We start from the raw sequence: 23,238 nt of genomic DNA, 5'->3' as shown, positions 1-23,238 counted from the left end.
ACGGCAGCGGCCTCGTGATGCAGTTTCCTGACACACCCGCCAATCAAGTGGCTGGGCGTTATCAGTCAACCAAAAGGAAACCAACCGATGAACCGAATGATCCCCTTCACCGCCGCTGCCCTGTCGGCCCTGCTTGCCTTTGGTCCGGCGATGGCCGCCGATGAAACCAATGTGGTGCCCGGCCTGACCGCTGCTGGCGCGCCGCTGGGCCTGCATGGCTCGGACCCGGTGGCGCTGCTCGACAAGGGCAAGAACCGCGAAGGCAAAGCCGCGCATACCGCCGTCCATAACGGTGTGGCCTATTACTTTGCCTCTGAGAAGAACCTCAAGGCGTTCGAGGCCAACCCCGCCCATTACGCGATCCAGAACGGCGGGTTCTGCACATTCGGCGTCTCGGTGGGCAAGAAGTTCGACGGCGACCCGAACTATGCCGCCGTGGTCGATGGCAAGCTCTATGTCTTCCTGAACGAAGAAATCTACAAGATGTTCGAGCAGGACAAGGCGGGCACCATCGCCAAGGCGGCAGCCAACTGGCAGAAGATCGAACACAAGGCGGCCAAGGATCTCTGATCCCGCCCGCTTCCCGGATCGGCCCGTGCGACCCCTCGCGCGGGCCGTTTCGTTTTGGTCGCTTGACCTTTGCCGCCCGGGTCGGTCATCTGCCCGGATGCGCAGGGAGGATGCGATGACGGCGGCGGTTATGACCGACAAGGCGCGGCGCGCCGGGATCGCGGGCGCGATTGCCTGCACCACCATCTTTGCCTTGACCGTTGGTCTCAGCTTTCCGCTGTTGTCGCTGGTGCTGGAGGATCAGGGCACCAGCGAGGCCGCCATCGGGGTCAACGCGGCGATGACGCCGCTGGGGATCATGATCGCCTCGCCTTTTTACCCGCGCCTGATCGAGCGATTCGGCAGTTGGCAGGTGGCCATCGGCTCGCTGCTGCTGTCGGCGCTCTTGATCCTGGCGCTGGGGCTGACCCGCTCCTTTGGCGCGTTTCTGGTGCTGCGGCTGATGCTGGGCATGGCCGATGTGGGCATCTTCATCGTGTCGGAGACCTGGATCAATCAGCTCGCCCGCCCCGAGACGCGCGGCCGGGTGGTCGGGATCTATGCCACCGCGCTGTCGGTGGGGTTTGGTGCCGGGCCGTTCACGCTGGCGCTGATCGGGTTTCAGGGGTTTGCACCCTTTGCCGTTGGCGCGGCCTGCTGTTTGCTGGCCATCGGCGTGGTGCTGGCGGTCAGGGCACAGGTGCCCGATGTTTCGGACGAGGCACCGGTGTCGCCGCTGGGGTTCCTGCGCCGGGCGCCGACCCTGCTGGCGGCGATCTGTGTTTATGCCTTCTGGGAGGGGGCGATGCTGTCGCTGTTTCCGGTCTTTGGCCTGTCAGCGGGGCTGACTGTGGCGGTGGCGACCTCGGCCCTGTCGGTGGCGTTCCTGGGCAATACGGTGTTGCAGATCCCCATCGGATGGCTGTCGGACCGGACCTCGCGTCGGCAGGTGATGGTGCTGTGTGCCCTCTTGACCGCGCTGGGCGCGCTGCTGTTGCCCGGCCTGCCTGACCGGTTGCCGCTGTTTCTGGGCGTTCTCTTTGTCTTTGGTGCCACGGCGGGCGGCATCTATACCATGGCGATGTCGGAACTGGGCGACCGGTTCAGCGGCAGCGACCTGGTGGCGGGCAATGCCGCCTTTGCCATCGCCTTTGGCCTGGGGGGCATGCTGGGCGGGCCAATCACCGGTGCAGCGATGCAACTGACCGGCAATGGCGGTTTTGCCGGGGTTCTGGCGCTGATTTTTGCGGCAATGGCGGCGCTGGCCTATCTGCGCAGGCGGCGCGGCTGACCATCGCCTTTCCGTTGCCCTTGCGACCGCGCCCATGGGGCGGTAAATGCGGGCCTGACGCAGATGAGGGAAACCGATGTCGATTGACCAAAGCACCGCCGCCAAAGTGGCCAAGCTGGCCCGGATCAAGGTGGACGAAGAAGCGCTGCCTGCGCTGGCCGCCGAATTCAACACCATCCTCGGTTTCATCGAGCAGCTGAACGAGGTGGATGTCGAGGGCGTCGAGCCGATGGTCTCGGTTACGCCGATGCGGCTGAAGCGCCGCGCCGATGGTGTGACCGACGGCAACCAGCAGGCCAAGGTCCTGTCCAATGCGCCCGACGCGCGCGAAGGGTTTTTCGCGGTTCCCAAGGTGGTGGAGTAAGACATGAGCGATCTGAACACGCTGACGCTGGCCCAGGCGCGCGATGCGCTGCGCAAGGGCGAGACCACCTCGGTCGCGCTGACCGAAGCCTGCCTTGCTGCCATCGAAGGGGCAGGGGCGCTCAACGCCTTTGTCCACAAGACCCCCGAGATCGCGCTGGAGCGTGCGAAAGCCGCCGACGCAAGGCTGCAATCGGGCGATGCGCCCAAGATGTGCGGCCTGCCCATCGGCATCAAGGACCTGTTCTGCACCAAAGGCGTGCCGAGTCAGGCGGCCAGCCGGATCCTTGAAGGGTTCAAGCCGGAATACGAATCCACCGTCAGCCAGCAACTGGCCGATGCAGGCGCCGTCATGCTGGGCAAGCTCAACATGGACGAGTTTGCCATGGGGAGCAGCAACGAGACCTCGTGTTATGGCAATGCGGTCAACCCCTGGCGCCGTGGCAATGACGACGCGGCGCTGACGCCGGGCGGCTCTTCGGGCGGTTCGGCTGCCGCCGTGGCCGCCGATCTGTGCCTGGCCGCGACCGGCACCGATACCGGCGGCTCGATCCGCCAGCCTGCCGCCTTTGTCGGCATCACCGGCATCAAGCCGACCTATGGCCGCTGCTCGCGCTGGGGCATCGTCGCCTTTGCCAGCTCGCTGGATCAGGCCGGGCCGATGACCAAGGATGTGCGCGACGCCGCCATCATGCTCGAGGCGATGTGCGGCCACGATCCCAAGGATTCGACCAGCGCCGATCTGGCGGTGCCCGATTTCGAGGCGATGCTGACCGGCGATATCCGGGGCAAGGTGATCGGCATCCCGCGCGAATACCGCATGGACGGCATGCCCGAAGAGATCGAGGCACTGTGGCAGCAGGGCACCGAGATGCTGCGCGCCGCCGGCGCCGAGATCCGCGACATCTCGCTGCCGCACACCAAATACGCGCTGCCCACCTATTACGTGATCGCGCCTGCCGAGGCGTCGTCGAACCTGGCCCGCTATGACGGGGTGCGCTATGGTCACCGCGCCAAGCTGGCACAGGGTGACGGCATCACCGAGATGTACGAAAAGACCCGCGCCGAAGGGTTCGGGCACGAGGTGCAGCGCCGGGTCATGGTCGGCACCTATGTGCTGTCGGCGGGCTTTTACGACGCCTATTACAACCGCGCCCGCAAGGTGCGCACCCTGATCAAGAAAGACTTCGAGGATGTCTTTGCCGCAGGTGTCGACGCGATCCTGACACCCGCCACCCCCTCGGCCGCCTTTGGTCTGGGCGAGATGGCGGATGCCGATCCGGTGCAGATGTATCTTAACGACGTGTTCACCGTGACGGTAAACCTGGCCGGGCTGCCCGGTGTGTCGGTGCCCGCCGGGCTTGACAAGCAGGGACTGCCGTTGGGGCTGCAACTGATCGGCCGCCCGTGGGAGGAAGGCGATCTGCTGAACACCGCCTACGCGCTGGAACAGGCGGCCGGATTTCTGGCCAAACCGGGCAAATGGTGGTAAAAGGCCGCGCAAAGCAAAAGCAAGAGAGCAGGACAGCAGCGATGCGCGCATTCTATCTGGTTCCCGTGATCGGGGTGCTGACGGCCTGTGATCCGGCGGTCCCGGATTCGGCGGCCGGCGTCGGATTCAACACGCCCGAGTATCAGGCCCAGCGCGAGGCGGTGCTGGAGGGGCAGACGATCAACGGCGATCCGCTGATCCCGCCCTCTGCCGTCTCGACCGAGGGGCTGGCGCCCGCCCAGGCGGGCGGGCTGATTCAGCCCAACCCGATCGAGGACCCGATCACCACGACCGCCACCGCCTATGCACCGCAGCCGACAGATACCGCCGAGGATATCGCCCGCGAAACCGCCGCCGCCCTGGCGGCGGCCAATGCCAATTCCGGTGTCGCGCCGGTCGAGGCCAGCCCCTCGAACCCGGCGCCGGACCTGATCAGCAGCCCGTCCATCTCGGATGAACAGGATTTTCAGGCTGTGGCCAGCCGCCAGACGATCCAGAGCGATGCCGAACGGATCGCGCAGAACCGCGCCAATTACCAGGTGATCGCCCCCACCGCGCTGCCTGAACGAACCAGCGACGGCACGCCCAACGTGGTGCAATACGCGCTCTCGACCAGCCACCCTAAGGGCACGCAGATGTACAGCCGGTCGGGCTTCAACCTCGCCGCCAAGGCACAGCGCAACTGCGCGGGCTTCGCCTCGCCCGATCAGGCACAAGCCGAGTTTCTGGCCAACGGTGGCCCGCAGCGCGACCGCAAGGGGCTGGACCCTGACGGCGACGGCTATGCCTGTGCCTGGGATCCGGCGCCGTTCCGCCGCGCGGTGCAGAACTAGGGCCGCGTGATCCCGGTCTGGCATCCCTCGCCAAATTTCGGCCCCCGCCGCGACGGGCTGTCTCCGTCGCTGGTGGTGCTCCACTATACCGCCATGCAGGACGCGGCAGCCGCGCTTGACCGGCTCTGCGATCCGGTGACCGAGGTTTCGGCCCATTACCTGATCGGCGCCGATGGCAGGCTCTGGCAGATGGTCGACGAGGCGCAACGGGCCTGGCATGCCGGGGCGGGGGAGTGGCAGGGCCTTGATGACATCAACTCCCGCTCCATCGGTATCGAACTCGACAACCGCGGCGATCACCCGTTTTCGGCCCCGCTGATGGCCACGCTGGAAATCCTGCTGGCCGAGGTGCTGCGCCGCTGGGCCATTCCCCCCGCTGGCGTGATCGGCCATTCCGACATGGCACCTGGGCGCAAATGCGACCCCGGTCCGCGATTCGACTGGGCACGGCTGGCCCGTGCCGGTCTGGCCGCGCCAACCCTTTGTGAACGCTTGTTCGAGTACCCCTCGCCGCAAGTGTTCCGTGCCCGCGCCTGTGCCGCCGGATTCACCGCGCCGGTCGATGACGACACTCTTTTGGCCGCCGTGCGCCTGCGCCACAGACCCTGGGCGCACGGCCCGCTTGCGCCCGAGGATCTCGCATCGCTCGCGCCCGCCGCCCCTCGGGCGTGATTCCTGCGCGTCGCCGCCCCGCGCTCGGGAACATCCGCGGCGCAACGAAGACCGGGCGCCATGTGACTTCATTTCGCTGAAAATACTCCGGGGTGAATTGGCCGCAGGCCAAGAGGGGCAGCGCCCCTGTTTGTCTCGCCCCCTTGACCTCTGCCGCGCCAGCGCCTAACTGCGAAGCCGCGCGGAGGGCCGGATGGCCGCGTGGGGGGCAACCCCCGCGAGGAAAGTCCGGACTCCATGAAGCAGCGGTGCCGGGTAACGCCCGGGCGGGGAAACCCGACGGAAAGCGCCACAGAGAACAGTCCGCCGCGCAGGTCGCGGCAAGGGTGAAACGGTGGAGTAAGAGCCCACCGCGCCCCTGGCAACAGGGGCGGCACGGCAAGCCCCACCGGGAGCAATGCCAAATAGGACCCCCGCGCGGGACGCGTCGGTTTCGGCCGATACCTCCGCTAGGCCGCTTCAGCCGAGAGGGGTCGGGTTGGCAGCTTGAGGCGCCTGGTAACAGGCGCCCCAGAGGAATGGTCATCGAAGGGGGAAACCCCGGAACAGAATCCGGCTTACAGGCCCTCCGCGCGCGTTCTCTGTTTAGCCTGGCGGCGTGTAGGCGCCCGTCAGGGTTCCGGCCTTCTTGGCGATGGCGACAAATTCCGCCCCGGTCCATGCCCGTACCGTCTCGACCTTGGACACCGAACCCGAGGCCGCCACAGCCATGCCGACGGCCACGGTATCGGCCCCATCGGGCGCCTCGCTGATCATCACGACGTCATTGGTCCCGGTCGTCATGTACAGCGCCACGACCCGGCCGCCCACCTTGTCCAGCAAGGCCTGTATGGGGCCGGTGCGGTCTTCGGGCTTTTGCATCAGCCCCTGGATGCCGGATTGGGAATAGCTTGCATAGGTAATGAACAGCGCCATGGTATTCTCCTTTGACCTGTCAGGTTTCGGATCCATCTTGCGGACCGGATCCGGAGGTCCTTCTTTCTTCGGCTGCGCGCACGCCGGTGCGGCGTGCCGATCAGACTCTCTGGTTTCGAAACAGATGAAGGCCGCAAAACTTCCCTTGGCCCTGCATCGCCTCGATCCGGCGCGGACAAGGGAAAACGCATGAACAACCGCCGCGTGCCTCGCGGCGCTTCCTTCGGTCCTTCTTGATGTCCCCCAAAAAGTCCGGCCTGAAAAATCGCCCGCTCGGGGGGTCTTGCCAGCCTGTCGCCTCGCGCCGATATCATCCGGCTTGGCATTCCTGGGTCTTGGATCACGACCATATCACGAAACCGTGAGTTTTCAAAATCGCAGGTCCGGCACCTTATTTTGGCTTTGTCCGGAATTTCCGGAATACTGCAAGGAATCCGGTTGACTCGGCCCGCCAGCCGGGTAAAAGCGCAGCCTCAAGAGAGATTTCAACCGAAAGGCCCCTGCCTTTTCGGACGCAGGAGATAACCATGGCGAAGCCGACGACAATCAAGATCCGTCTGAACTCGACCGCGGGCACGGGCCACTTCTACGTGACCAAGAAGAACGCGCGTACGATGACCGAAAAGATGACCGTGCGTAAGTACGATCCGGTCGTCCGCAAGCATGTCGAGTACAAGGAAGGCAAGATCAAGTAATCTTGCATTTGCAGACCTCGTGGAAGGGCCGCACCGCAAGGCGCGGCTCTTTGTCGTTTTGCCCCGGCGCATGCCCCGGGACCCGGCGGAAAGGTCTTGCTTGCCATGGCCGCCCTTGCGGGGCTAGGCTGGGGCATCTGCCACCGAACCCCCAGCAAGTCCCAGCCCAACATGAAAAATCTACTGCTGCCCGTCGCCGCCCTGCTGTCCCTGTCCGCCTGTGGCAGTTGGTTCCATCGTGAGGGTGTCGGCTTTACCGGCATCGATGGTGAGCCAAAGACCGTTACCGCCGAGAAGGGCGCGGCCGACTATGTCGCCCGCCGGATGAGCCTGCCGGCCGAGCTGGCTGGCAAGCCGACGCCGCGCCTGCAAAGCGACAAGGGCGATATAAACAGTCTGGCCGGGGTGGCCATCGCCAATGGCGGCCGCAGCCCGGCCACCGCGGTCGAGGTCGGCGCCGGTGACGTCGATCTGTATCTCAGCACGGTCGAGGTGAACGGCGTCCTGTTTGCGGTCCTGCGCACGCCCGAGGATGGCATCGACCGGCTGCCCGAGGGCGCCGGGGCAGGGTTTGCCCAGTCGGTGCCGCGCCTGACCGGTTGCCTTGCCGGTGGGCAGGTCCATCAGGCCGGAACCGCCAAACGCCCCAAGGGGTTGGCCGTACCGCTCAATTGCAGCTAGAGTTGCCGACCCGAAACCTGGGGCACTCTACCTGAACAAACAAAAAGGGCGGGGAAATCCCCGCCCTAGCTGTGTCTGCGTCCGGTGCTGTGTTATTCGCGGTTGCCCAGGAATTGCAGCAGGAACATGAACAGGTTGATGAAGTCCAGGTACAGGCTCAGCGCGCCCATGATGGCGGCCTTGCCCAGCCATTCCTGATCGCCCGAATGGGCCATTTGCAGGTAGGTGTTCTTGATGTTCTGGGTGTCATAGGCGGTCAGGCCCGCAAAGATCAGAACACCGATCGCCGAGATCGCAAAGGCCATGGCCGAAGACGCCAGGAAGATGTTGACCACCGAGGCGACGATCAGGCCGATCAGACCCATCACCAGGAAGGTTCCCATCGCGCTCAGGTCCTTCTTGGTCGTGTAGCCAAAGAGCGACAGACCGGCAAAGGCGATGGCGGTGATCAGGAACACCTGGATGATCGACTCGCCGGTAAACACCAGAAAGATCGAGCTGATCGACAGGCCCATCACAAAGGCAAAGGCATAGAACACCAGCTGCGCGGCGGCGGCCGACAGGCGGTTGATCGCGGCGCTGAAGCCAAAGACAAAGGCCAGCGGGGCGAACATGATCACCCATTTCAGCGGCGAAGCGTAGATCGAATAGCCGAACTGGGTGAGGAACTTGTCGGCGCTCAGCTGTGCCACGGCGGCATTGGGATCGGTCGTCACCGCCAGACCCGAAATTGCCCAGGCCGCGGCAAAGGTGATCAGCATACCCACGGACATTGTGCCGTAGACTTTGTTCATATGGGCGCGCAAGCCCTCGTCGATCTGGACGGCGCGCGAACCGGCTGCGGACCGGACCGTGTCGAATTGAGCCATGTGGGTCTCCCTCAATAACATTCTCCGGCCGTCAGGTTCCCCCGACGGCGGTCAGATCAAATATCGGAGAGCTTGCCCCTCAATTCAAGACGTTCCTCAGGAAATCCACGGATTTCCAGGCTGTTTTCGCGGCTAAATTTACATTTCGGATGCATAAAAAGGCGGCCCGCCGCGGGGGCGGACCGAGTCAGGGGAAAATCACCTGTTTCGGCAAGGCTCAGCGGCGCCAGAAATCGGGCGCATCCCAGACCGACCGGCGCGCTTCGGCCTCGGCCTGCGCGCGGCTCACTCCAATGTCGTCCAGCGCCCGGTCGTCCAGCCGGGCCAGGGCGCGGCGCTGCCGCCAGAGGGCTGCCAGCCGGGTCACAACACCCGGGCGGGAGACGGGGGCAGGGCGGCAGCGCTGTGCAGAGGTAAATGCGGTCATGGGCTGTTCCTTTCGTTGTTGTGATGATTGCCGTGCATTTCATCAATTGCCTTGATGTATATGGTGCGTTATAAACATCATGGAAATGAATAGTTTTGAACCAAAACATCAAGGCTTGTGATGATTAGAAATCTCGATATCACCACCCTGCGCAGTTTTGTCACCGTGGCGGACAGCGGCGGCGTGACCCGCGCGGCGGGTTTCCTGCATTTGACGCAGTCGGCGGTCTCGATGCAGCTCAAGCGGCTGGAGGAGTTACTGGGGCTGGAACTGCTGGACCGGTCCGGGCGCGGCATTGCCTTGACCGCGGCGGGCGAACAACTGCTTGCCTATGCGCGGCGCATGGTGGCGCTGAACGACGAGGTGATCGCCCGCCTGACCGATCAGGGATTCGAGGGCGAGGTGGTTCTGGGCGTGCCGCATGACATCGTCTATCCGGCGGTTCCGCGCGTGCTGCAACAGTTCAACGCCAGCTTTCCGCGGGTGAAGGTGCAGCTTCTGTCTTCGTATTCGTCGCGGTTGAAGGAGCTGTATGACCGGGGCGAATGCGACTTGATCCTGACGACCGAGGCTGGCGGCGGCGATCATTGCGAAACCATCGCGGAACTGCCCCTGCGCTGGGTCGGGGCCGCCGGTGGCTCGGCCTGGCGGCAGCGGCCCTTGCGGCTGGCGCTCGGGCGGCGCTGCCTGTTCCGGCCCAAGGTCATCGCCGCGCTGGATGCCGCAGGCATCCCCTGGGATCTGGCGGTCGAGACCGAGAACGACCGCACCATCGAGGCGACCGTCTCGGCCGATCTGGCGGTGCATGCCATGCTGGACGGGACCGAGGCCAAGCATCTGGTGCAGATCGAACCGGGCGCGCTGCCCGACCTGCCGGTACACAAGATCAACCTTTACGGCGGCGCCGATGGCAAGGGCCAGATCGTCGAGGAACTGGCCGCCCTGGTGCGGCAGAACTTCAAGACCCTCGGCAGCGGTCACCTCCGCGCCGTCGGCTGACGGGTACCGACGGACGCCTCCGGCGGGAGTATTTGTGACCAGAAAGAAGCGGCATCGCATCGTCCTGCTTCTTTAGGGCTCTAAATACTCCTGCGGCCGCCATTGTTGCGCGATTGATCCGAGCGCCAACGGGGCTGGCCGCCGCCCTGCGCGTCAGGGGGTGATCACCACCTTGCCGGTCGAGGCGCGGCTGCGCAGCAGCTCCATTCCCTCTTCGACACGATCCAGTGGCAGCACATGGCTGACATGCGGTTTCAGCTTGCCCTCCTGGTACCACCGGAACAGGGTTTCGAAACTTTGCCGCATGACCTCGGGCCGGAACTTCAGATAGCCGCCGATATAGAAACCGATCACCGTCAGGTTCTTGACCAGCAGGTGATTGGCCGGAATTTGCGGCACGTCGCCACCGGCGAAACCGATCGGCAGCAGGCGGCCTTCGGGGTTGGTGGCGCGAAAGGCGGCCTTGAATACCTCGCCGCCAATCGCGTCATAGACGACATCGACCCCGCCAAGTTCCAGCAGCCGGGCGCGCAGATCCTCGCTCGCGTCGATCACGATATCGGCGCCAGCCTGGCGTGCGATCTCGAGCTTGTCAGCTCCGCGCGCATGGGCGATCACCCGCGCGCCCATCAGCTTGCCGATCTCGACCGCCGTCAGCCCGACCCCGCCCGCGGCTCCGGTCACCAGCAGAGTTTCGCCCGGTTGCAGGCGCGCCCGGTGATCCAGCGCCATATGACTGGTGCCATAGGCGATCAGAAAGGCTGCGGCGTGCTCGAAACTCATCATGTCGGGCAGTTTCACTGCGCGATCGGCGGAAAACACCCCCTGTTCGGCCAATCCGCCCTGTCCCGAGTAGACGGCGATTCGGTCGCCGACGGCAAAACCGTCCACCTGCGGCCCCACGGAATTGACGATTCCGGCCACTTCGAGGCCCAAGGTGAAGGGGGCGGCCGGGGTATCCTGGTACGTACCCTTCTGCATCAACAGGTCGGCAAAGTTCAGTCCGCACGCCCGAATGTCGACCCGGATTTCACCGGGTCCGGGCATCGGAACCGGCCTGTCGACCAGAACGGCCTGGGTGGCATCCTTGAGCACAGTGAATGAACGCATTGCTGTTACCTCTTGATTCTTCGGCCATAAAGGCCAAGCGCGGCGCAGCTGTCAAACAGGCAGGGCGTCGAGCGGTCACAGAGTCGCGGCGATATTCCCGGTGGTGCCGGGCGCTACTCCACACAGGTTGTACGTGTCAAAATGGCGCACAACCAAAAGTGTATCTTCGGGTCAGAAGATTCAACCAACTTGAATTCAACCCATAATTTCGTCATATTCCAAAGTGGTGAGGTTCGGGTTGCCAGACGTTATTAGGAAAACCTTAGTCGGCAATGCCGGACAATTGGGCAAGTCTGCCCCTCCGGTTGTTTCCCCGGGCGGTTGTCAGTGTATCAGAGGAGAAATTCAATGACCCATCCTGTTGACGTCCATGTGGGCAAGCGCGTCCGTCACCGGCGCTGGTTGATCGGTATGACCCAGCAGCAGCTGGCCGAGCAGGTCGGCATCAAGTTCCAGCAGATCCAGAAATACGAGACCGGCGCCAACCGGATCAGCGCTTCGCGCCTTTGGGATATCGCCGAGGCGCTGGATGTGCCGGTCAGCTTCTTCTTCGAAGGGCTGGACGAGACGCAAAAGGGCAGCTCGGAAAAGCCCAGCGTGCCTGCCGATCTGATGGGCGACAAGGAAGCGCTGGACCTGGTCCGCTCCTATTACGCGATCCCGGAAAACCAGCGCCGCCGTCTGTTCGAACTGGCCCGCGTTCTCAGCGACGTCGCCTGACGATCCGACGCCTGTTGCTTTGCCGCGCCTTCGATGGCAAAGCAGCATCATGACAGACGTAAACCTGACAGATGTCGCGATCGCCGAAAAGCTTGCCGACGCCGCGCGGCAAGCCATTCTTCCCTATTTCCGGCGGGCGGACCTGGACGCGGAAAACAAGCTTGCCGCCGGGTTCGATCCGGTAACGGCAGCTGATCGCGACGCCGAGCTGGCGATGCGCGCGATCCTGGCGGATCTGCGGCCGCAGGACGCGATTCACGGTGAAGAGTTTGCCAATGTCCCGGGCCGGTCCGGCCGGACCTGGGTGCTCGATCCCATCGACGGAACCCGGGGCTTCATCTCGGGCACGCCCACATGGGGGGTGCTGATTGCGCTCTCGGACCAGAATGGCCCGTTCCTGGGGGTGGTCGACCAGCCCTATATCGGCGAACGGTTCATCGGCACGCCGCAGGGGGCGCATATGGTCGGGCCGCTGGGGCGGCGCGATCTGGGCACCCGGCGCGGCGCCACGCTGGATGACGCGGTACTGTTCACCACCTTCCCCGAACTGGGCAGCAGCGATGAAGAGGCGGCGTTCCGTGCGGTGTCGCAACGGGTCAAACTCACCCGCTATGGCATGGATTGCTACGCCTATGCGCTGCTGGCAGCCGGGTTGGTGGATCTGGTCATCGAGGCGGGGCTGAAGGCGGTCGACATCCAGGCCCCGATTGCCCTGATCCGGGCCGCCGGGGGCGTTGTCACGGACTGGCAGGGGGGACCGGCTCATGAAGGGGGCAGGGCGCTCGCCGCGGCCAATCCGCAGGTGCACGCGGCGGCGCTGGAGATCCTCAGCCGGGTCTGATGTCTTGCGGTCCGCCGACCGCTGGGGTAGACTTCGCAAGTGCCGGTTCTTGACCCCGTTTTCCATCGGCGCATCACACACTTCTATGAAACGGGTGCGATAGGGAAGTGTGTAGCTATGTCCGAAATTATCATCCGTAATGCCGATTGCATCCTGACCATGGATGCCGAGCGCCGCGAACTCTCCGGCGCCGATATCCTGATCCGGGACGGGGTCGTTGCGGCCATCGGCCAAGGCCTCGTCACCACCGGCGCGGTGCACGAGGCGCGCGGCTGCGTGGTCACGCCGGGCCTCGTGAACACCCATCACCACCTGTACCAGAGCCTGACCCGCGCGGTGCCGGGGGGGCAGGATGCGCTGCTTTTTGGCTGGCTCAAGACGCTCTATCCGATCTGGTCCCGTTTCGGGCCCGAGGAGATGTTCGTCTCGGCCCAGATCGGGCTGGCCGAGCTGGCGCTGTCGGGCTGCACGCTCAGTTCCGATCACCTGTATCTCTACCCCAACGGCGCGCGGCTTGACGATACCATCGCCGCCGCGACCGAGCTTGGCCTGCGCTTTCACCCCACAAGGGGCGCCATGAGCATCGGCGAAAGCGCCGGTGGCCTGCCGCCCGATACGCTGGTCGAGGGTGAAGCCGCGATCCTGGACGACATGATCCGGGTGGTCGATGCCTATCACGATGCGGGCGAGGGCAGCATGTGCCGCGTGGGCCTTGCCCCCTGTTCGCCCTTCTCGGTCAGCCGCGAACTGATGCGTAACGCCGCCCTGCTGGCGCGCGACAAGGGCGTGATGCTGCACACCCATCTGGCCGAGAATGACGAGGATATCGCCTATAGTCTGGCGCAGTTCGGCTGCCTCCCCGGCCAATATGCCGAGGATCTGGGCTGGATCGGCCCGGATGTCTGGCACGCCCATTGCGTCAAGCTGGATGAGGCCGAGATCGACCTCTTCGCCCGCTCACGCACCGGCGTCGCCCATTGCCCCTGTTCCAACTGCCGTCTGGGCAGTGGCATCGCCCCGGTGCGTGCGATGCGCGACGCGGGCGTGCCTGTGGGGTTGGGGGTCGACGGCTCGGCCAGCAACGACAGCGGCAACCTGATGGGTGAGGCGCGGCAGGCGATGCTGCTGCAACGGGTGGCGCGGGGCGCCAATGCCATGTCGGCCCGCGAGGCGCTGGAGATCGCCACCCGCGGCGGCGCCGATGTGCTGGGCCGCCCCGATTGCGGCCGGCTCGAGCTGGGCAAACGTGCCGATATCGCGGTCTGGGATGTCTCGGGCATTGATAGCGCGGGCAGCTGGGATCCGGCGGCGCTGCTGCTGGCCGGACCTACCCGGGTCAAGCACCTGTTTGTCGAAGGCCGCCAGATCGTGCGCGACGGCCAGATCACCACCATCGACCTGCCGCGCATGATCGAACGCCAGAACAGTCTCGCCCGCACCCTGATGGGCTGAGCCCCTTCATTTCGCAAAAAATACTCCCGCCGGAGGCCCGCCCGCAGGGCGGTCAGACCCGCCTGCCGCCGATCCAGACCTCGGCAATGGCGCGGTCATCGCCCATCATGATGGTCGGAAACAGCGCCTCCCACAGGTTGTCCGCCACCCCGCTGCGCTGGGCGATGGCGGGGGTGGAGGCGAGGTCGAGCACCACCAGATCGGCCTCCATCCCGGCTGCGATATTGCCGATCTGGTGATCCATCCGCAGCGCCCGGGCCGAGCCCTGGGTGGCCAGCCACAACAGCTGCGCCGCATGCAGCGGCACGCCGCGCAGCTGGCCGATCTCATAGGCCGCCGCCATGGTGCGCAGCATGGAAAAGCTGGACCCGCCACCGGTATCGGTGGCCAGCCCGATGCGCTGCCCCTCACCCATCAGCCCGGCCATGTCGAAGAGGCCCGAGCCGATGAAGGTGTTCGAGGTCGGGCAATGGATAAGCCCGGCACCATGTTCGCGCAGCCGGTCGCGCTCGCGCTTTTCCAAGTGGATCGCATGGCCATAGAGCCCACGCCCACCCAAGAGCCCGTGCTGCTCGTAGGTGTCCAGGTAATCCCGCGCCTCGGGGTAGAGCCCCTTGACCCATTCGATCTCGTCGGTCTGTTCGCTCAGATGGGTCTGCATCAGGCAATCGGGATGCTCGGCCCAGAGCGCGCCCATCGCATCCAGCTGTTCCGGTGTGGAAGTGGGCGAGAACCGGGGCGTGATCGCGTAAGAGATCCGGTCCACCCCATGCCACTTCTGCAACAGCGCCTTGGACTGGTCATAGGCGCTTTGCGCCGTGTCGCGCAGGAATTCGGGGGCGTTGCGGTCCATGCAGGTCTTGCCCGCCACCACCCGCTGCCCGCGCGCCTGCGCCTCGGAAAAGAAGGCCTCCACGCTCTCGGGATGGATGGTGCAGAAACTGCACATGGTGGTGGTGCCATGCGCCGCCGTCAGGTCCAGATAGCGCGCGGCGATCTCGGACGCATAGGCCGGATCGGCGAACTTGCGCTCCTCGGGAAAGGTATAGGTGTTGAGCCAGTCGATCAGCCGTTTGCCCCAGCTGGCGATCATCGCCGTCTGGGGATAATGCACATGGGCATCGACAAAACCGGCCAGGATGACATGCGCGCCATGGTTCGTCTCGGCGGCTTCCGGTGCTGCCGCGCGCATCGCAGCCAGCGTGCCGACAGCCGCGATATGCGACCCGTCGATCAGCACGGCCTCATCGACCTGTACCGCATCCGCGGGCGCGCCTTCGAACGGAGAGCGGGCAAAGGACAGGACCTGCCCCCTGAGGATCGTCTTGCCGGTCATCGTCCGGACCTCCTTTGCGCATCACAAAACGGACGCTACCCTAAAACATTCCCGGCCCGGCGGTAAATTGCGCCATTGTCATTGTTTTCTGATAGCTGCTTCTTCAAATTCGCGGCCAATTCGCATAGGGGCTAACCATGAGCACAGGTTCCGACACACCCGATCTGGAAAAGCCCCGCGACGAGGACGCCTATGAGCTCGATCTCGAGCTTGTGGCCGAGATTCTCGAGGCGGTCGAGGTAGGCAATCGTGAGCGTCTGATCGAGTTGATGGAGCCGTTGCACGCGGCCGACATCGCCGACCTTCTGGAACAGATCGACGCCCAGGACCGGGCGGACCTGATCCGTCTCTACGACCGCGAGTTCGATGGCGAGATCCTGTCCGAACTTGACGAGGGCATCCGCGAGGACGTGATCCGCCAGCTGACGCCCGAGGTCTTGGCCGAGGCGGTGCGCGAACTGGACAGCGACGATGTGGTCGACCTGATCGAGGATCTCGAAGAGACCGAGCAGGTGGCGATCCTCGACGCGCTGGACGATGCCGACCGGGTCGCGGTCGAACAGTCGCTGACCTATCCCGAAGGCTCCGCTGGCCGCCTGATGCAGCGCGAGGTGGTGATGGCCCCCGAACACTGGACGGTGGGCGAGGTCATCGACTTCATGCGCAACTCGGACGAGTTGCCGGACCAGTTCTATCACGTGGTGCTGGTCGACCCGCGCCTGCATCCCATCGGCAACGTGACCCTGGGCCGGATCATGTCGTCCCGGCGCGAGGTCCCGCTTGCCGACCTCGCCGAAGAGACGTTTCAGATCATTCCCGTCGATCAGGACGAGGAAGATGTCGCCTATGCCTTCAACCAGTACCACCTGATCTCGGCGCCCGTGGTCGATGCCGAGGGCCGGCTGGTCGGCATGATCACCATCGACGATGCGATGATCGTACTGGACGAGGGCCACGAAGAGGACATCCTCCGCCTCGCCGGTGTCGGCGAGGAAAGCAGCCTGTCCGACACGGCGGTCGAGACGACGCGCCAGCGCCTGCCCTGGCTGGCGGTCAACCTGGCGACCGCGATCCTGGCCTCGCTGGTGATCTCGATCTTCGAGGACACGATCGCCAGCGTCGTGGCGCTGGCCGTGCTGATGCCGATCGTGGCCTCCATGGGGGGCAATGCCGGTACCCAGAGCCTGACGGTGGCGGTGCGGGCGCTCGCCACCCGCGACCTTACGGGGTCGAACCTGGGCCGGGTGATCCGGCGCGAGGTGGTGGTGGGCCTGGCCAACGGGCTGGTATTTGCCGTGGTGATGGGGCTGGTCGGCTATGTCTGGTTCGGCCTGCCGATGCTGGGCATCGTCATCGCTGCCGCAATGGTGGTCAATCTGGTCGTGGCCGGGCTGGCGGGCACCGGCATTCCGGTGCTTCTTGAAAAGGCCGGAGTCGATCCGGCGCTGGCCTCGGGCACATTCGTCACCACCGTTACCGACGTGGTGGGGTTCTTCGCGTTCCTGGGGCTGGCTTCCGTCTTCCTGTTGTAAAGGCTCCCGCATGGACGACCTGACCGAGATCAAGGCCGCTGCCCGCAAGGCGGCTTTTGCCCGCCGTAAACTGGCCTTCGATGCGCGTCCCCCGGGTGCTGCGGGGCGGCTGTCGGAAGTCCTGGCTGGCTATCGCGGCGTGCCGCTGTCGGGCTACATGCCGATCCGGACCGAGATCGACCCGCTGCCCGCCATGGCCGAGGCCGCCGCCCACGGTCCCGTGGGCGTTCCTGTCATTCAGGGCGCAGGGCTGGCCTTGCGGTTTTCGCGCTGGGAACCGGACGGCCCGCTGCGCGAGGGGCCGTTTGGGGCCATGGTGCCGGAAATCGACGACTGGATGGAACCCGAGATTCTGATCGTGCCGCTGGTGGCCTTTGACGCGCAGGGCGGCAGATTGGGTTATGGCGGCGGTTTCTATGACCGTACCTTGCAGGGATTGCGGGCCAGACGCGCCACGCTCGCCATCGGTTTCGCCTTCGACGCGCAAGAGGCCGAGGCGCTGCCGCTGGAACCCACCGACCAGCCGCTTGATATGGTGGTCACCGAAAGCCGGGTGCTGAGCTTTTGACCTTTCGCCCGGGTTCGGCCCGCGCGCATTGAGTATTTTTGACCAGAAAGAAGCCCGATCCCGCGCCTGCTTCTTTCTGGTTGAAAATACTCCGGGGGAGGCGCCGAAGGCGCCGGGGGCAGCGCCCCCTGCATTTCCCGCTTGCCCGAAGGCGCGCCGCCGCCTAGGACCGGGGACATGAAGATACTCTTTCTTGGCGATGTGATGGGCCGTGCCGGGCGCGCGGCGGTGGTTGAGCACCTGCCGCGGCTGCGGGCAGAGTGGAAGCTTGATTTTGTGGTGGTGAATGGCGAGAACGCCTCGAACGGCATGGGCCTGTCGGGTGAGCATGCCAAGCTGCTGCTCGATGCCGGGGCAGATTGCCTGACCCTTGGCGATCATGCTTTCGACCAGAAGGACATGCTGCAATACATCGAGGGCGAAAGCCGCATCGTGCGCCCGATCAACTATGCCAAGGGCGCGCCGGGGCGGGGGCATCGCCTGTTCAACGCGCCGGGCGGGCGCAAGGTGCTGGTGGCGCAGGTGCTGGGCCAGGTCTTCATGAAGCGTCCCTATGACGATCCGTTTTCGGCCATCGAACCGGTGCTGAAGTCGCATCCGCGCGGCGGCATGGCCAATGCGGTGATCGTCGACATGCATTGCGAGGCGACTTCGGAGAAAATGGCGATGGGCCATTTCTGCGACGGGCGCGCCAGCCTGGTGGTGGGGACGCATACCCATGTGCCGACGGCGGATGCGATGGTGATGCCGGGCGGCACCGGATACCTGAGCGACGCGGGCATGTGCGGCGATTACGATTCGGTTATCGGCATGGACAAGGCCGAGCCGATGCGCCGGTTCATCACCGGCATGGCCAAAACCCGTTTCACTCCGGCATTGGGCGCCGCAACGGTGTCGGGCGTCTATGTCGAGACCGACGACCGCACCGGCGCCGCGACCCGGATCGCGATGGTGCGCGTGGGCGGCCGGCTGGAACAATCCGGCCCATGACCCGCCGCACGCTGGCCTTTCATATCGGCCTCTTGCTGCTGTTTGGGACCGGCTGGGGCCTGACCCAGCCGCTGACCAAGATCGCGGTCAGCACCGGGTATCAGCCGCTGGGTCTGATCTTCTGGCAACTGGTGATCGGTGCGGGCGTCATGGCCGGTGTTTCCTTGCTGCGCGGGCGCGGCCTGCCGGTGACCCGGCGGACCCTGGCGGTTTGCCTGATCATCGCGCTGGTGGGCACGCTGGTGCCCAACGCGGCCTCTTACCGGGCCATCGCGCATCTGCCGTCGGGGCTGATGTCGATCCTGATGTCGCTGATCCCGATGATGGCTTTCCCGATTGCCCTGGGGCTGGGATTGGAGCCGTTCAGCACGCGCCGTTTCGGCGGCCTGGCGGCCGGGCTGGCGGGGGTCCTGCTGCTGGTGCTGCCCGAGGCGAGCCTGCCCGACCGGTCGATGCTGGCCTGGCTGCCGCTGGCGCTTGTGGCGCCGCTCTGCTACGCGGTCGAGGGCAATTATGTCTCGCGCTGGGGCACGGCCGGGCTTGACGCGATCCAGGTGCTGTTCGGCGCCTCGCTGATGGGCGCCGCGATTGCCCTGCCGCTGGCGCTGGCCTCGGGCCAGTTCATCTCGCCGCTGGCGCCCTGGCGCGCGCCCGAATGGGCATTGATCGCCTCGTCGCTGATCCATGTCTTTGCCTATGCGGGCTATGTCTGGCTGGTGGGGCAGGCCGGCGCCGTCTTTGCGGTTCAGGTCAGCTATGTCGTCACCGCGACCGGGGTGCTCTGGGCCATGGCGCTGCTGGGAGAGAGCTATTCGCCCTATATCTGGGCGGCCATGGGCCTGATCCTGCTGGGCGTGTTCCTGGTACAGCCCCGGCCCAAGGATGGGCTTGCCCAGACGGGAACGATACGGGAAACTTGACGCCGGCACTGATGCCAGGCCCGATTGGATCATAACAGTTCGAAATGCAATTCCTGACATTGAGTGAAACCGGCAGCGCGATCCTGACCCTGGGGATTGTGGCGGCGATGTTTGTACTGTTTCTGCGCGAGGTGTTCCCGACCGAGGTGGTGGCCATTCTGGGCGTCTCGGTGATGCTGGTGACCGGGGTTCTGCCCTATGACGCGGCGCTGCCGGTGCTGTCGAACCCGGCACCCTGGACCATCGCGGCCATGTTCATCATCATGGGGGCACTGGTGCGCACCGGCGCGCTCGATGCCTTCACCTCGATTGCACAGCGGCAGGCCCAGACCAATGCCCGCTTTGCCATCGGCCTCCTGATGGCCTTTGTCGTGGTTGCCTCGGCCTTTGTCTCGAACACGCCGGTCGTGGTGGTGATGATCCCGGTCTTCGTGCAGATCGCCCGCACGCTTGATGTCGCCGCCTCCAAGCTGCTGATCCCGCTCAGCTATGGCGCGATCATGGGCGGTACGCTGACGCTGATCGGGACCTCGACCAACCTGCTGGTCGATGGCGTGGCGCGGTCGCAGGGGATGGAGGCGTTCTCGATCTTCGAGGTCACGCCGCTGGGCATTGCGGTGGTGGCCTGGGGCATGATCTATCTGCGCTTCATCGCCCCCCGTCTGCTGCCTGAACGCGACAGCATGGCGATGCTCCTGTCCGACAAGTCCAAGATGAAATTCTTCACCGAGGCGGTAATCCCCCCGGACAGCAACCTGATCGGGCGCGAGGTGACGGGGGTGCAGCTGTTCAAACGGCCCGGCGTGCGGCTCATTGACGTGATCCGGGGCGACTTGTCGCTCCGCCGCAACCTCAAGGGGGTCGAGTTGCAGGTGGGCGACCGGGTGGTGCTGCGCACCCAGATGACCGAGCTTCTGAGCCTGCAACGCAACAAGGAGTTGAAGCGCGTCGACCAGGTCTCGGCGGTCGAGACGACAACGGTCGAGGTGCTGATCACGCCCGGCTGCCGTATGGTGGGCCGGTCGTTGGGCGAGTTGCGCCTGCGCCGCCGCTATGGCGTCTACGTGCTGGCAGTGCACCGCCGCAACCAGAACATCGGCCGCCAATTGGACGAGTTGATCGTCAAGGTGGGCGATACGCTGCTGCTCGAAGGATCCCCCGTGGATATCCAGCGGCTGGCCGCGGATATGGAGATGGTCGATGTCTCGCATCCCTCGGCGCGCGCCTACCGGCGTGGCCACGCGCCCATCGCGGTGGCCTCGCTGGTGGGGATCGTGGCGCTGGCGGGCCTGGGTGTTGCGCCGATCCTGATGCTGTCGATCGTGGCCGTGGCACTGGTGCTGGCCACCCGCTGCATCGACGCGGACGAGGCGTTCTCCTTTGTCGACGGGCGTCTGCTGGCGCTGATCTTTTCCATGCTGGCCATCGGCGCGGCGCTGGAAAGCTCTGGCGCGGTGCGGCTGATCGTCGAGGCCATCGCACCGGGGCTGAGCAACCTGCCGCCCTTCCTGGTGATCTGGGCGATCTACCTGCTGACCTCGGTTCTGACGGAACTGGTGTCGAACAATGCGGTGGCCGTGGTTGTCACCCCGATTGCCATCGGTCTTGCGCAGGCGACCGGGCTCGACCCGCGCCCGCTGGTGGTGGCGGTGATGATCGCGGCCTCGGCCTCCTTCGCCACCCCCATCGGGTATCAGACAAACATGCTGGTCTACGGGCCCGGCGGCTATCGCTTTACCGATTTCATGAAGGTCGGCATTCCGCTGAACCTGAGCATGGGCCTGTTGGTCTCGGCCTTGATCCCGTTTATCTGGCCGCTTTAACTGGGCGTGGAACGCAGCGTTTCCACACGCCTGACTTGAATGTACACGCGCTGGCCCGATCTGTTGGGTTGGGTCCGCTTCAAAATCGAGAGGTCTTGGTGGCATGAAACGGTTTTTTGGATGGGCGGCGCTCTGCCTGGGCGCCCTGATCGGAGGCAGCGCAATGGCGGGAACGGTGACCGGAACCGCTGGGTATCGCGAGCGGATCGCGTTGCCACCCGGTGCGGTGCTGGATGTGCAATTGCTTGACGTCTCGCGGATGGATGTGGCGGCCACGGTCCTGTCGGCCCGCCGCTATGCGATGACCGGCGTGCCGCAGGCCTTTGAACTGGTCTATGACGATGCGCTGATCGACCCTGCGATGAGCTATTCGGTCTCGGCCCGCATCCTGGTGGGGGACAAGCTGCTTTTCACCACCGACACGCATTACCCGGTGCTGACCCGCGAGGCGGGCGACAGCGTGGATCTGATGCTGGTCCGGGTCGTGCAGGCGGCCCCTAACCCGCTGGAGAACAGCTCCTGGCGCCTGTCCCACCTCGAAGGCGCGCCGGTCGAGGCGGAAAAACGGCCCGAGCTTGCCTTTGCCGACGATGGCGGCCTGGGGCTGCGCGGCGCCTGCAACAGTTTCCGGGGCAAGGCCGAAATCTCGGGCAACAAGCTGACCCTGCCGGCCAATATGGCCGGCACCCTGATGGCCTGCCCCGAGCCCGCCGAAGCGCTGGACCGGGCGCTGCTGGCGGCCTTTCCGCGGGTGGCGGGGTTTATCGTCGACGGTGACACCCTGATGCTGACCGATGCGGACGGGGCCGAGGTCTTGCGCCTGACACGGCTGCCGTAACCCCTTGGCCGCCCGCCCGGCTTGTGCCTATGCTGCGGCAAAGCCAGGAGGGCAGGCATGACGAAACAGGACATCCGCATGGCGCTGACCATCGCCGGGGTGGTGCTGTTTCTTGGCTGGGCGATCGGCTATGGCATCGGCCTGCTGACGCGCCCGGTCTCGGTCGTGCCGCCCAATCCGCCTGCCGAGGCCGCGGAAACGGTTAAATCCGAAATCGAAAAATCCGCGCGCACCGTCACCGGCGCGGACGGCGCGACCTATCCCGGCTATGCCGATGTCTATGTCAACGATTATGCCGACCTGCTGGATGAGGATGCGGAAAGCCGCATCCGCCAGGTCCTGATCGACCTCTACGATTACGCGGGCATCGAGATGACGGTGCTGACCATCGACAACATGGGGCAATATGGCCACCAAGGCGAGATCGAGCCCTTTGCAACCGGGCTGTTCAACGCCTGGGGGATCGGCAACGCCAGCCGCAACGACGGGGTGCTGGTGTTGGTCGCGCGTTATGACCGGCGCATGCGGATCGAGATCGGCGCGGGCTACGACATGAGCTGGAACGCCCGGATGCAACGGGTGATCGACACAGGGTTCCTGCCGTACTTCCGTCGCGACGAATACCAGAAGGGGATCGAGGCCGGGGTGGACGAGACCGTGCGCGAGCTGACCGGCAGCTATCCCGGCGCCTGGGACATGGGCACCGCACAGCGCGGCTGGTCCTGGATTGCGCGCGCGGTCGACAGGATCGGCGAATGGGTGCTGGCGCTGGTGCTGGTGCCGCTGGGCGGGCTGGCGCTCTGGGTGCGCCGCTATCTGCGCACCCGCCCGCGCCCCTGTCCGCAATGCCGCACGATGATGATCCGCGCCGGGGAAGAGGCCGATGACGAACATCTCGACGGCGGCCAGCGGTTGGAGGAATTCCTCAAATCCGTCGATTACGATGTCTGGCATTGCCCGGGATGCGGCCATATCGACATTCACCGGTACAAAAGCTGGTTCTCTTCCTTTGGCGCCTGTCCGCAATGCAACTATCGCACGCTCTCGACCACCTCGACCGTGCTGACCGCCGCCACCAAATCGCGCGAGGGGCGCAAGCGGGTGGATTACGATTGCCGACATTGCGCCTATCACAACAGCGAGACCCGCACGATCCCCAGGATCAGCGAGAGCAATGGAGGTGGCTCGGGGCGGTCGTCGTTCGGCGGCGGCTCCTCCTCGGGCGGCGGCGCTTCGGGCAGCTGGTAGCAGGGGCGCTGCCCCTCTGCGGCTGCGCCGCATTCACCCCGGGATATTTTTAGCAAGAGGATGGGGGCAGGGTG

General features: G+C 65.1%; 24 protein-coding genes and 1 other RNA gene. 20 read left to right on the top strand and 5 right to left on the bottom strand.

From position 1 onward, the window contains the following. Positions 1-87: 87 nt before the first annotated feature. From G0P99_RS07665 to rnpB, 7 genes are all read left to right on the top strand, one after another. The gene (locus tag G0P99_RS07665; RefSeq protein ID WP_164128794.1) at positions 88-570 is read left to right on the top strand and encodes a YHS domain-containing (seleno)protein; all 483 of its coding nucleotides are present in this window, start codon (positions 88-90) and stop codon (positions 568-570) included. 115 nt (positions 571-685) lie between these two features. Beyond that, on the top strand, positions 686-1,840 hold the full coding sequence (locus G0P99_RS07660) for an MFS transporter (RefSeq protein WP_164128793.1): 1,155 nt from the start codon (positions 686-688) through the stop codon (positions 1,838-1,840). Positions 1,841-1,916: 76 nt separating this feature from the next. Continuing rightward, positions 1,917-2,204 (top strand): Asp-tRNA(Asn)/Glu-tRNA(Gln) amidotransferase subunit GatC, encoded by a 288-nt coding sequence (gene gatC, locus G0P99_RS07655; RefSeq protein WP_164128792.1) that lies wholly within the window; start codon positions 1,917-1,919, stop codon positions 2,202-2,204. Positions 2,205-2,207: 3 nt separating this feature from the next. Next, the gene (gene gatA / locus G0P99_RS07650) at positions 2,208-3,695 is read left to right on the top strand and encodes an Asp-tRNA(Asn)/Glu-tRNA(Gln) amidotransferase subunit GatA (RefSeq protein WP_164128791.1); all 1,488 of its coding nucleotides are present in this window, start codon (positions 2,208-2,210) and stop codon (positions 3,693-3,695) included. A gap of 41 nt (positions 3,696-3,736) precedes the next feature. Further along, a complete protein-coding gene (locus tag G0P99_RS07645) occupies positions 3,737-4,528 on the top strand; it encodes a hypothetical protein (protein ID WP_164128790.1) in 792 nt (263 codons plus the stop codon). A gap of 6 nt (positions 4,529-4,534) precedes the next feature. After that, a complete protein-coding gene (locus G0P99_RS07640) occupies positions 4,535-5,200 on the top strand; it encodes an N-acetylmuramoyl-L-alanine amidase (RefSeq protein ID WP_164128789.1) in 666 nt (221 codons plus the stop codon). A gap of 181 nt (positions 5,201-5,381) precedes the next feature. Further along, an RNA gene (rnpB, locus tag G0P99_RS07635) (RNase P RNA component class A) lies at positions 5,382-5,776 on the top strand. Between the two features lie 9 nt (positions 5,777-5,785). On the opposite strand, the gene G0P99_RS07630 is transcribed toward rnpB, so the two are convergent. Further along, positions 5,786-6,115 carry a GYD domain-containing protein gene (locus tag G0P99_RS07630; RefSeq protein WP_164128788.1) on the bottom strand — a complete coding sequence of 110 codons (330 nt, stop codon included), beginning with the start codon at positions 6,113-6,115 and terminating at the stop codon, positions 5,786-5,788. Positions 6,116-6,642: 527 nt separating this feature from the next. On the opposite strand from G0P99_RS07630, the gene rpmG reads away from it, so the two are divergent. Next, positions 6,643-6,810 (top strand): 50S ribosomal protein L33, encoded by a 168-nt coding sequence (gene rpmG / locus G0P99_RS07625; RefSeq protein ID WP_007799108.1) that lies wholly within the window; start codon positions 6,643-6,645, stop codon positions 6,808-6,810. Between the two features lie 171 nt (positions 6,811-6,981). Then, complete coding sequence (locus G0P99_RS07620; protein WP_164128787.1) at positions 6,982-7,491, top strand: hypothetical protein; 510 nt, start codon at positions 6,982-6,984, stop codon at positions 7,489-7,491. Positions 7,492-7,583: 92 nt separating this feature from the next. Here G0P99_RS07620 and G0P99_RS07615 read toward each other — a convergent pair whose 3' ends face one another. Then, positions 7,584-8,360, bottom strand: a complete 777-nt coding sequence (locus G0P99_RS07615; protein ID WP_164128786.1) for a Bax inhibitor-1/YccA family protein — start codon at positions 8,358-8,360, stop codon at positions 7,584-7,586. A gap of 217 nt (positions 8,361-8,577) precedes the next feature. Beyond that, positions 8,578-8,787: a DUF1127 domain-containing protein gene (locus G0P99_RS07610; RefSeq protein WP_164128785.1), complete on the bottom strand. Its 210-nt coding sequence runs from the start codon at positions 8,785-8,787 to the stop codon at positions 8,578-8,580. Positions 8,788-8,907: 120 nt separating this feature from the next. On the opposite strand from G0P99_RS07610, the gene G0P99_RS07605 reads away from it, so the two are divergent. After that, entirely contained in the window at positions 8,908-9,786 is an 879-nt protein-coding gene (locus G0P99_RS07605; RefSeq protein ID WP_203583013.1) for a LysR family transcriptional regulator, read from the top strand. Between the two features lie 153 nt (positions 9,787-9,939). Here the strand turns inward: G0P99_RS07605 and G0P99_RS07600 are convergent, their stop codons facing one another. Then, positions 9,940-10,896 carry an NADPH:quinone oxidoreductase family protein gene (locus G0P99_RS07600; RefSeq protein WP_164128784.1) on the bottom strand — a complete coding sequence of 319 codons (957 nt, stop codon included), beginning with the start codon at positions 10,894-10,896 and terminating at the stop codon, positions 9,940-9,942. Between the two features lie 348 nt (positions 10,897-11,244). Between G0P99_RS07600 and G0P99_RS07595 the strand changes: the two genes are divergently transcribed. The 3 genes from G0P99_RS07595 to G0P99_RS07585 all read left to right on the top strand — a co-directional run bounded on the left by G0P99_RS07595 (position 11,245) and on the right by G0P99_RS07585 (position 13,909). After that, on the top strand, positions 11,245-11,616 hold the full coding sequence (locus G0P99_RS07595) for a helix-turn-helix domain-containing protein (protein WP_164128783.1): 372 nt from the start codon (positions 11,245-11,247) through the stop codon (positions 11,614-11,616). Positions 11,617-11,665: 49 nt separating this feature from the next. Then, positions 11,666-12,457 carry a histidinol-phosphatase gene (gene hisN / locus G0P99_RS07590; protein WP_164128782.1) on the top strand — a complete coding sequence of 264 codons (792 nt, stop codon included), beginning with the start codon at positions 11,666-11,668 and terminating at the stop codon, positions 12,455-12,457. Between the two features lie 117 nt (positions 12,458-12,574). Then, positions 12,575-13,909, top strand: a complete 1,335-nt coding sequence (locus G0P99_RS07585; protein WP_164128781.1) for an 8-oxoguanine deaminase — start codon at positions 12,575-12,577, stop codon at positions 13,907-13,909. A gap of 52 nt (positions 13,910-13,961) precedes the next feature. On the opposite strand, the gene guaD is transcribed toward G0P99_RS07585, so the two are convergent. Beyond that, complete coding sequence (guaD, locus tag G0P99_RS07580; RefSeq protein ID WP_164128780.1) at positions 13,962-15,245, bottom strand: guanine deaminase; 1,284 nt, start codon at positions 15,243-15,245, stop codon at positions 13,962-13,964. 137 nt (positions 15,246-15,382) lie between these two features. Here guaD and mgtE point away from each other — a divergent pair, with 137 nt between their 5' ends. From mgtE to G0P99_RS07545, 7 genes are all read left to right on the top strand, one after another. After that, positions 15,383-16,777 carry a magnesium transporter gene (gene mgtE / locus G0P99_RS07575; RefSeq protein WP_164128779.1) on the top strand — a complete coding sequence of 465 codons (1,395 nt, stop codon included), beginning with the start codon at positions 15,383-15,385 and terminating at the stop codon, positions 16,775-16,777. Positions 16,778-16,787: 10 nt separating this feature from the next. Further along, on the top strand, positions 16,788-17,345 hold the full coding sequence (locus G0P99_RS07570; protein WP_164128778.1) for a 5-formyltetrahydrofolate cyclo-ligase: 558 nt from the start codon (positions 16,788-16,790) through the stop codon (positions 17,343-17,345). A gap of 177 nt (positions 17,346-17,522) precedes the next feature. Then, positions 17,523-18,335 (top strand): TIGR00282 family metallophosphoesterase, encoded by an 813-nt coding sequence (locus G0P99_RS07565; protein ID WP_164128777.1) that lies wholly within the window; start codon positions 17,523-17,525, stop codon positions 18,333-18,335. Next, the gene (locus tag G0P99_RS07560) at positions 18,332-19,255 is read left to right on the top strand and encodes a DMT family transporter (protein WP_164128776.1); all 924 of its coding nucleotides are present in this window, start codon (positions 18,332-18,334) and stop codon (positions 19,253-19,255) included. The genes G0P99_RS07565 and G0P99_RS07560 overlap by 4 nt, the downstream gene beginning before the upstream one ends. A gap of 44 nt (positions 19,256-19,299) precedes the next feature. Continuing rightward, on the top strand, positions 19,300-21,078 hold the full coding sequence (locus G0P99_RS07555) for an SLC13 family permease (RefSeq protein ID WP_164128775.1): 1,779 nt from the start codon (positions 19,300-19,302) through the stop codon (positions 21,076-21,078). Between the two features lie 103 nt (positions 21,079-21,181). Continuing rightward, positions 21,182-21,916 carry a YbaY family lipoprotein gene (locus G0P99_RS07550; protein ID WP_164128774.1) on the top strand — a complete coding sequence of 245 codons (735 nt, stop codon included), beginning with the start codon at positions 21,182-21,184 and terminating at the stop codon, positions 21,914-21,916. A 57-nt stretch (positions 21,917-21,973) separates the two neighbouring features. After that, positions 21,974-23,164 carry a YgcG family protein gene (locus tag G0P99_RS07545; protein ID WP_164128773.1) on the top strand — a complete coding sequence of 397 codons (1,191 nt, stop codon included), beginning with the start codon at positions 21,974-21,976 and terminating at the stop codon, positions 23,162-23,164. Positions 23,165-23,238 lie beyond the last annotated feature (74 nt).

The organism is Ruegeria sp. PrR005 (assembly GCF_010500245.1).
GTDB lineage: Bacteria > Pseudomonadota > Alphaproteobacteria > Rhodobacterales > Rhodobacteraceae > Ruegeria_B > Ruegeria_B marisflavi.
Note: the sequence above shows the minus strand (reverse complement) of the source record. Positions and strands in the feature narration are given on the sequence as shown.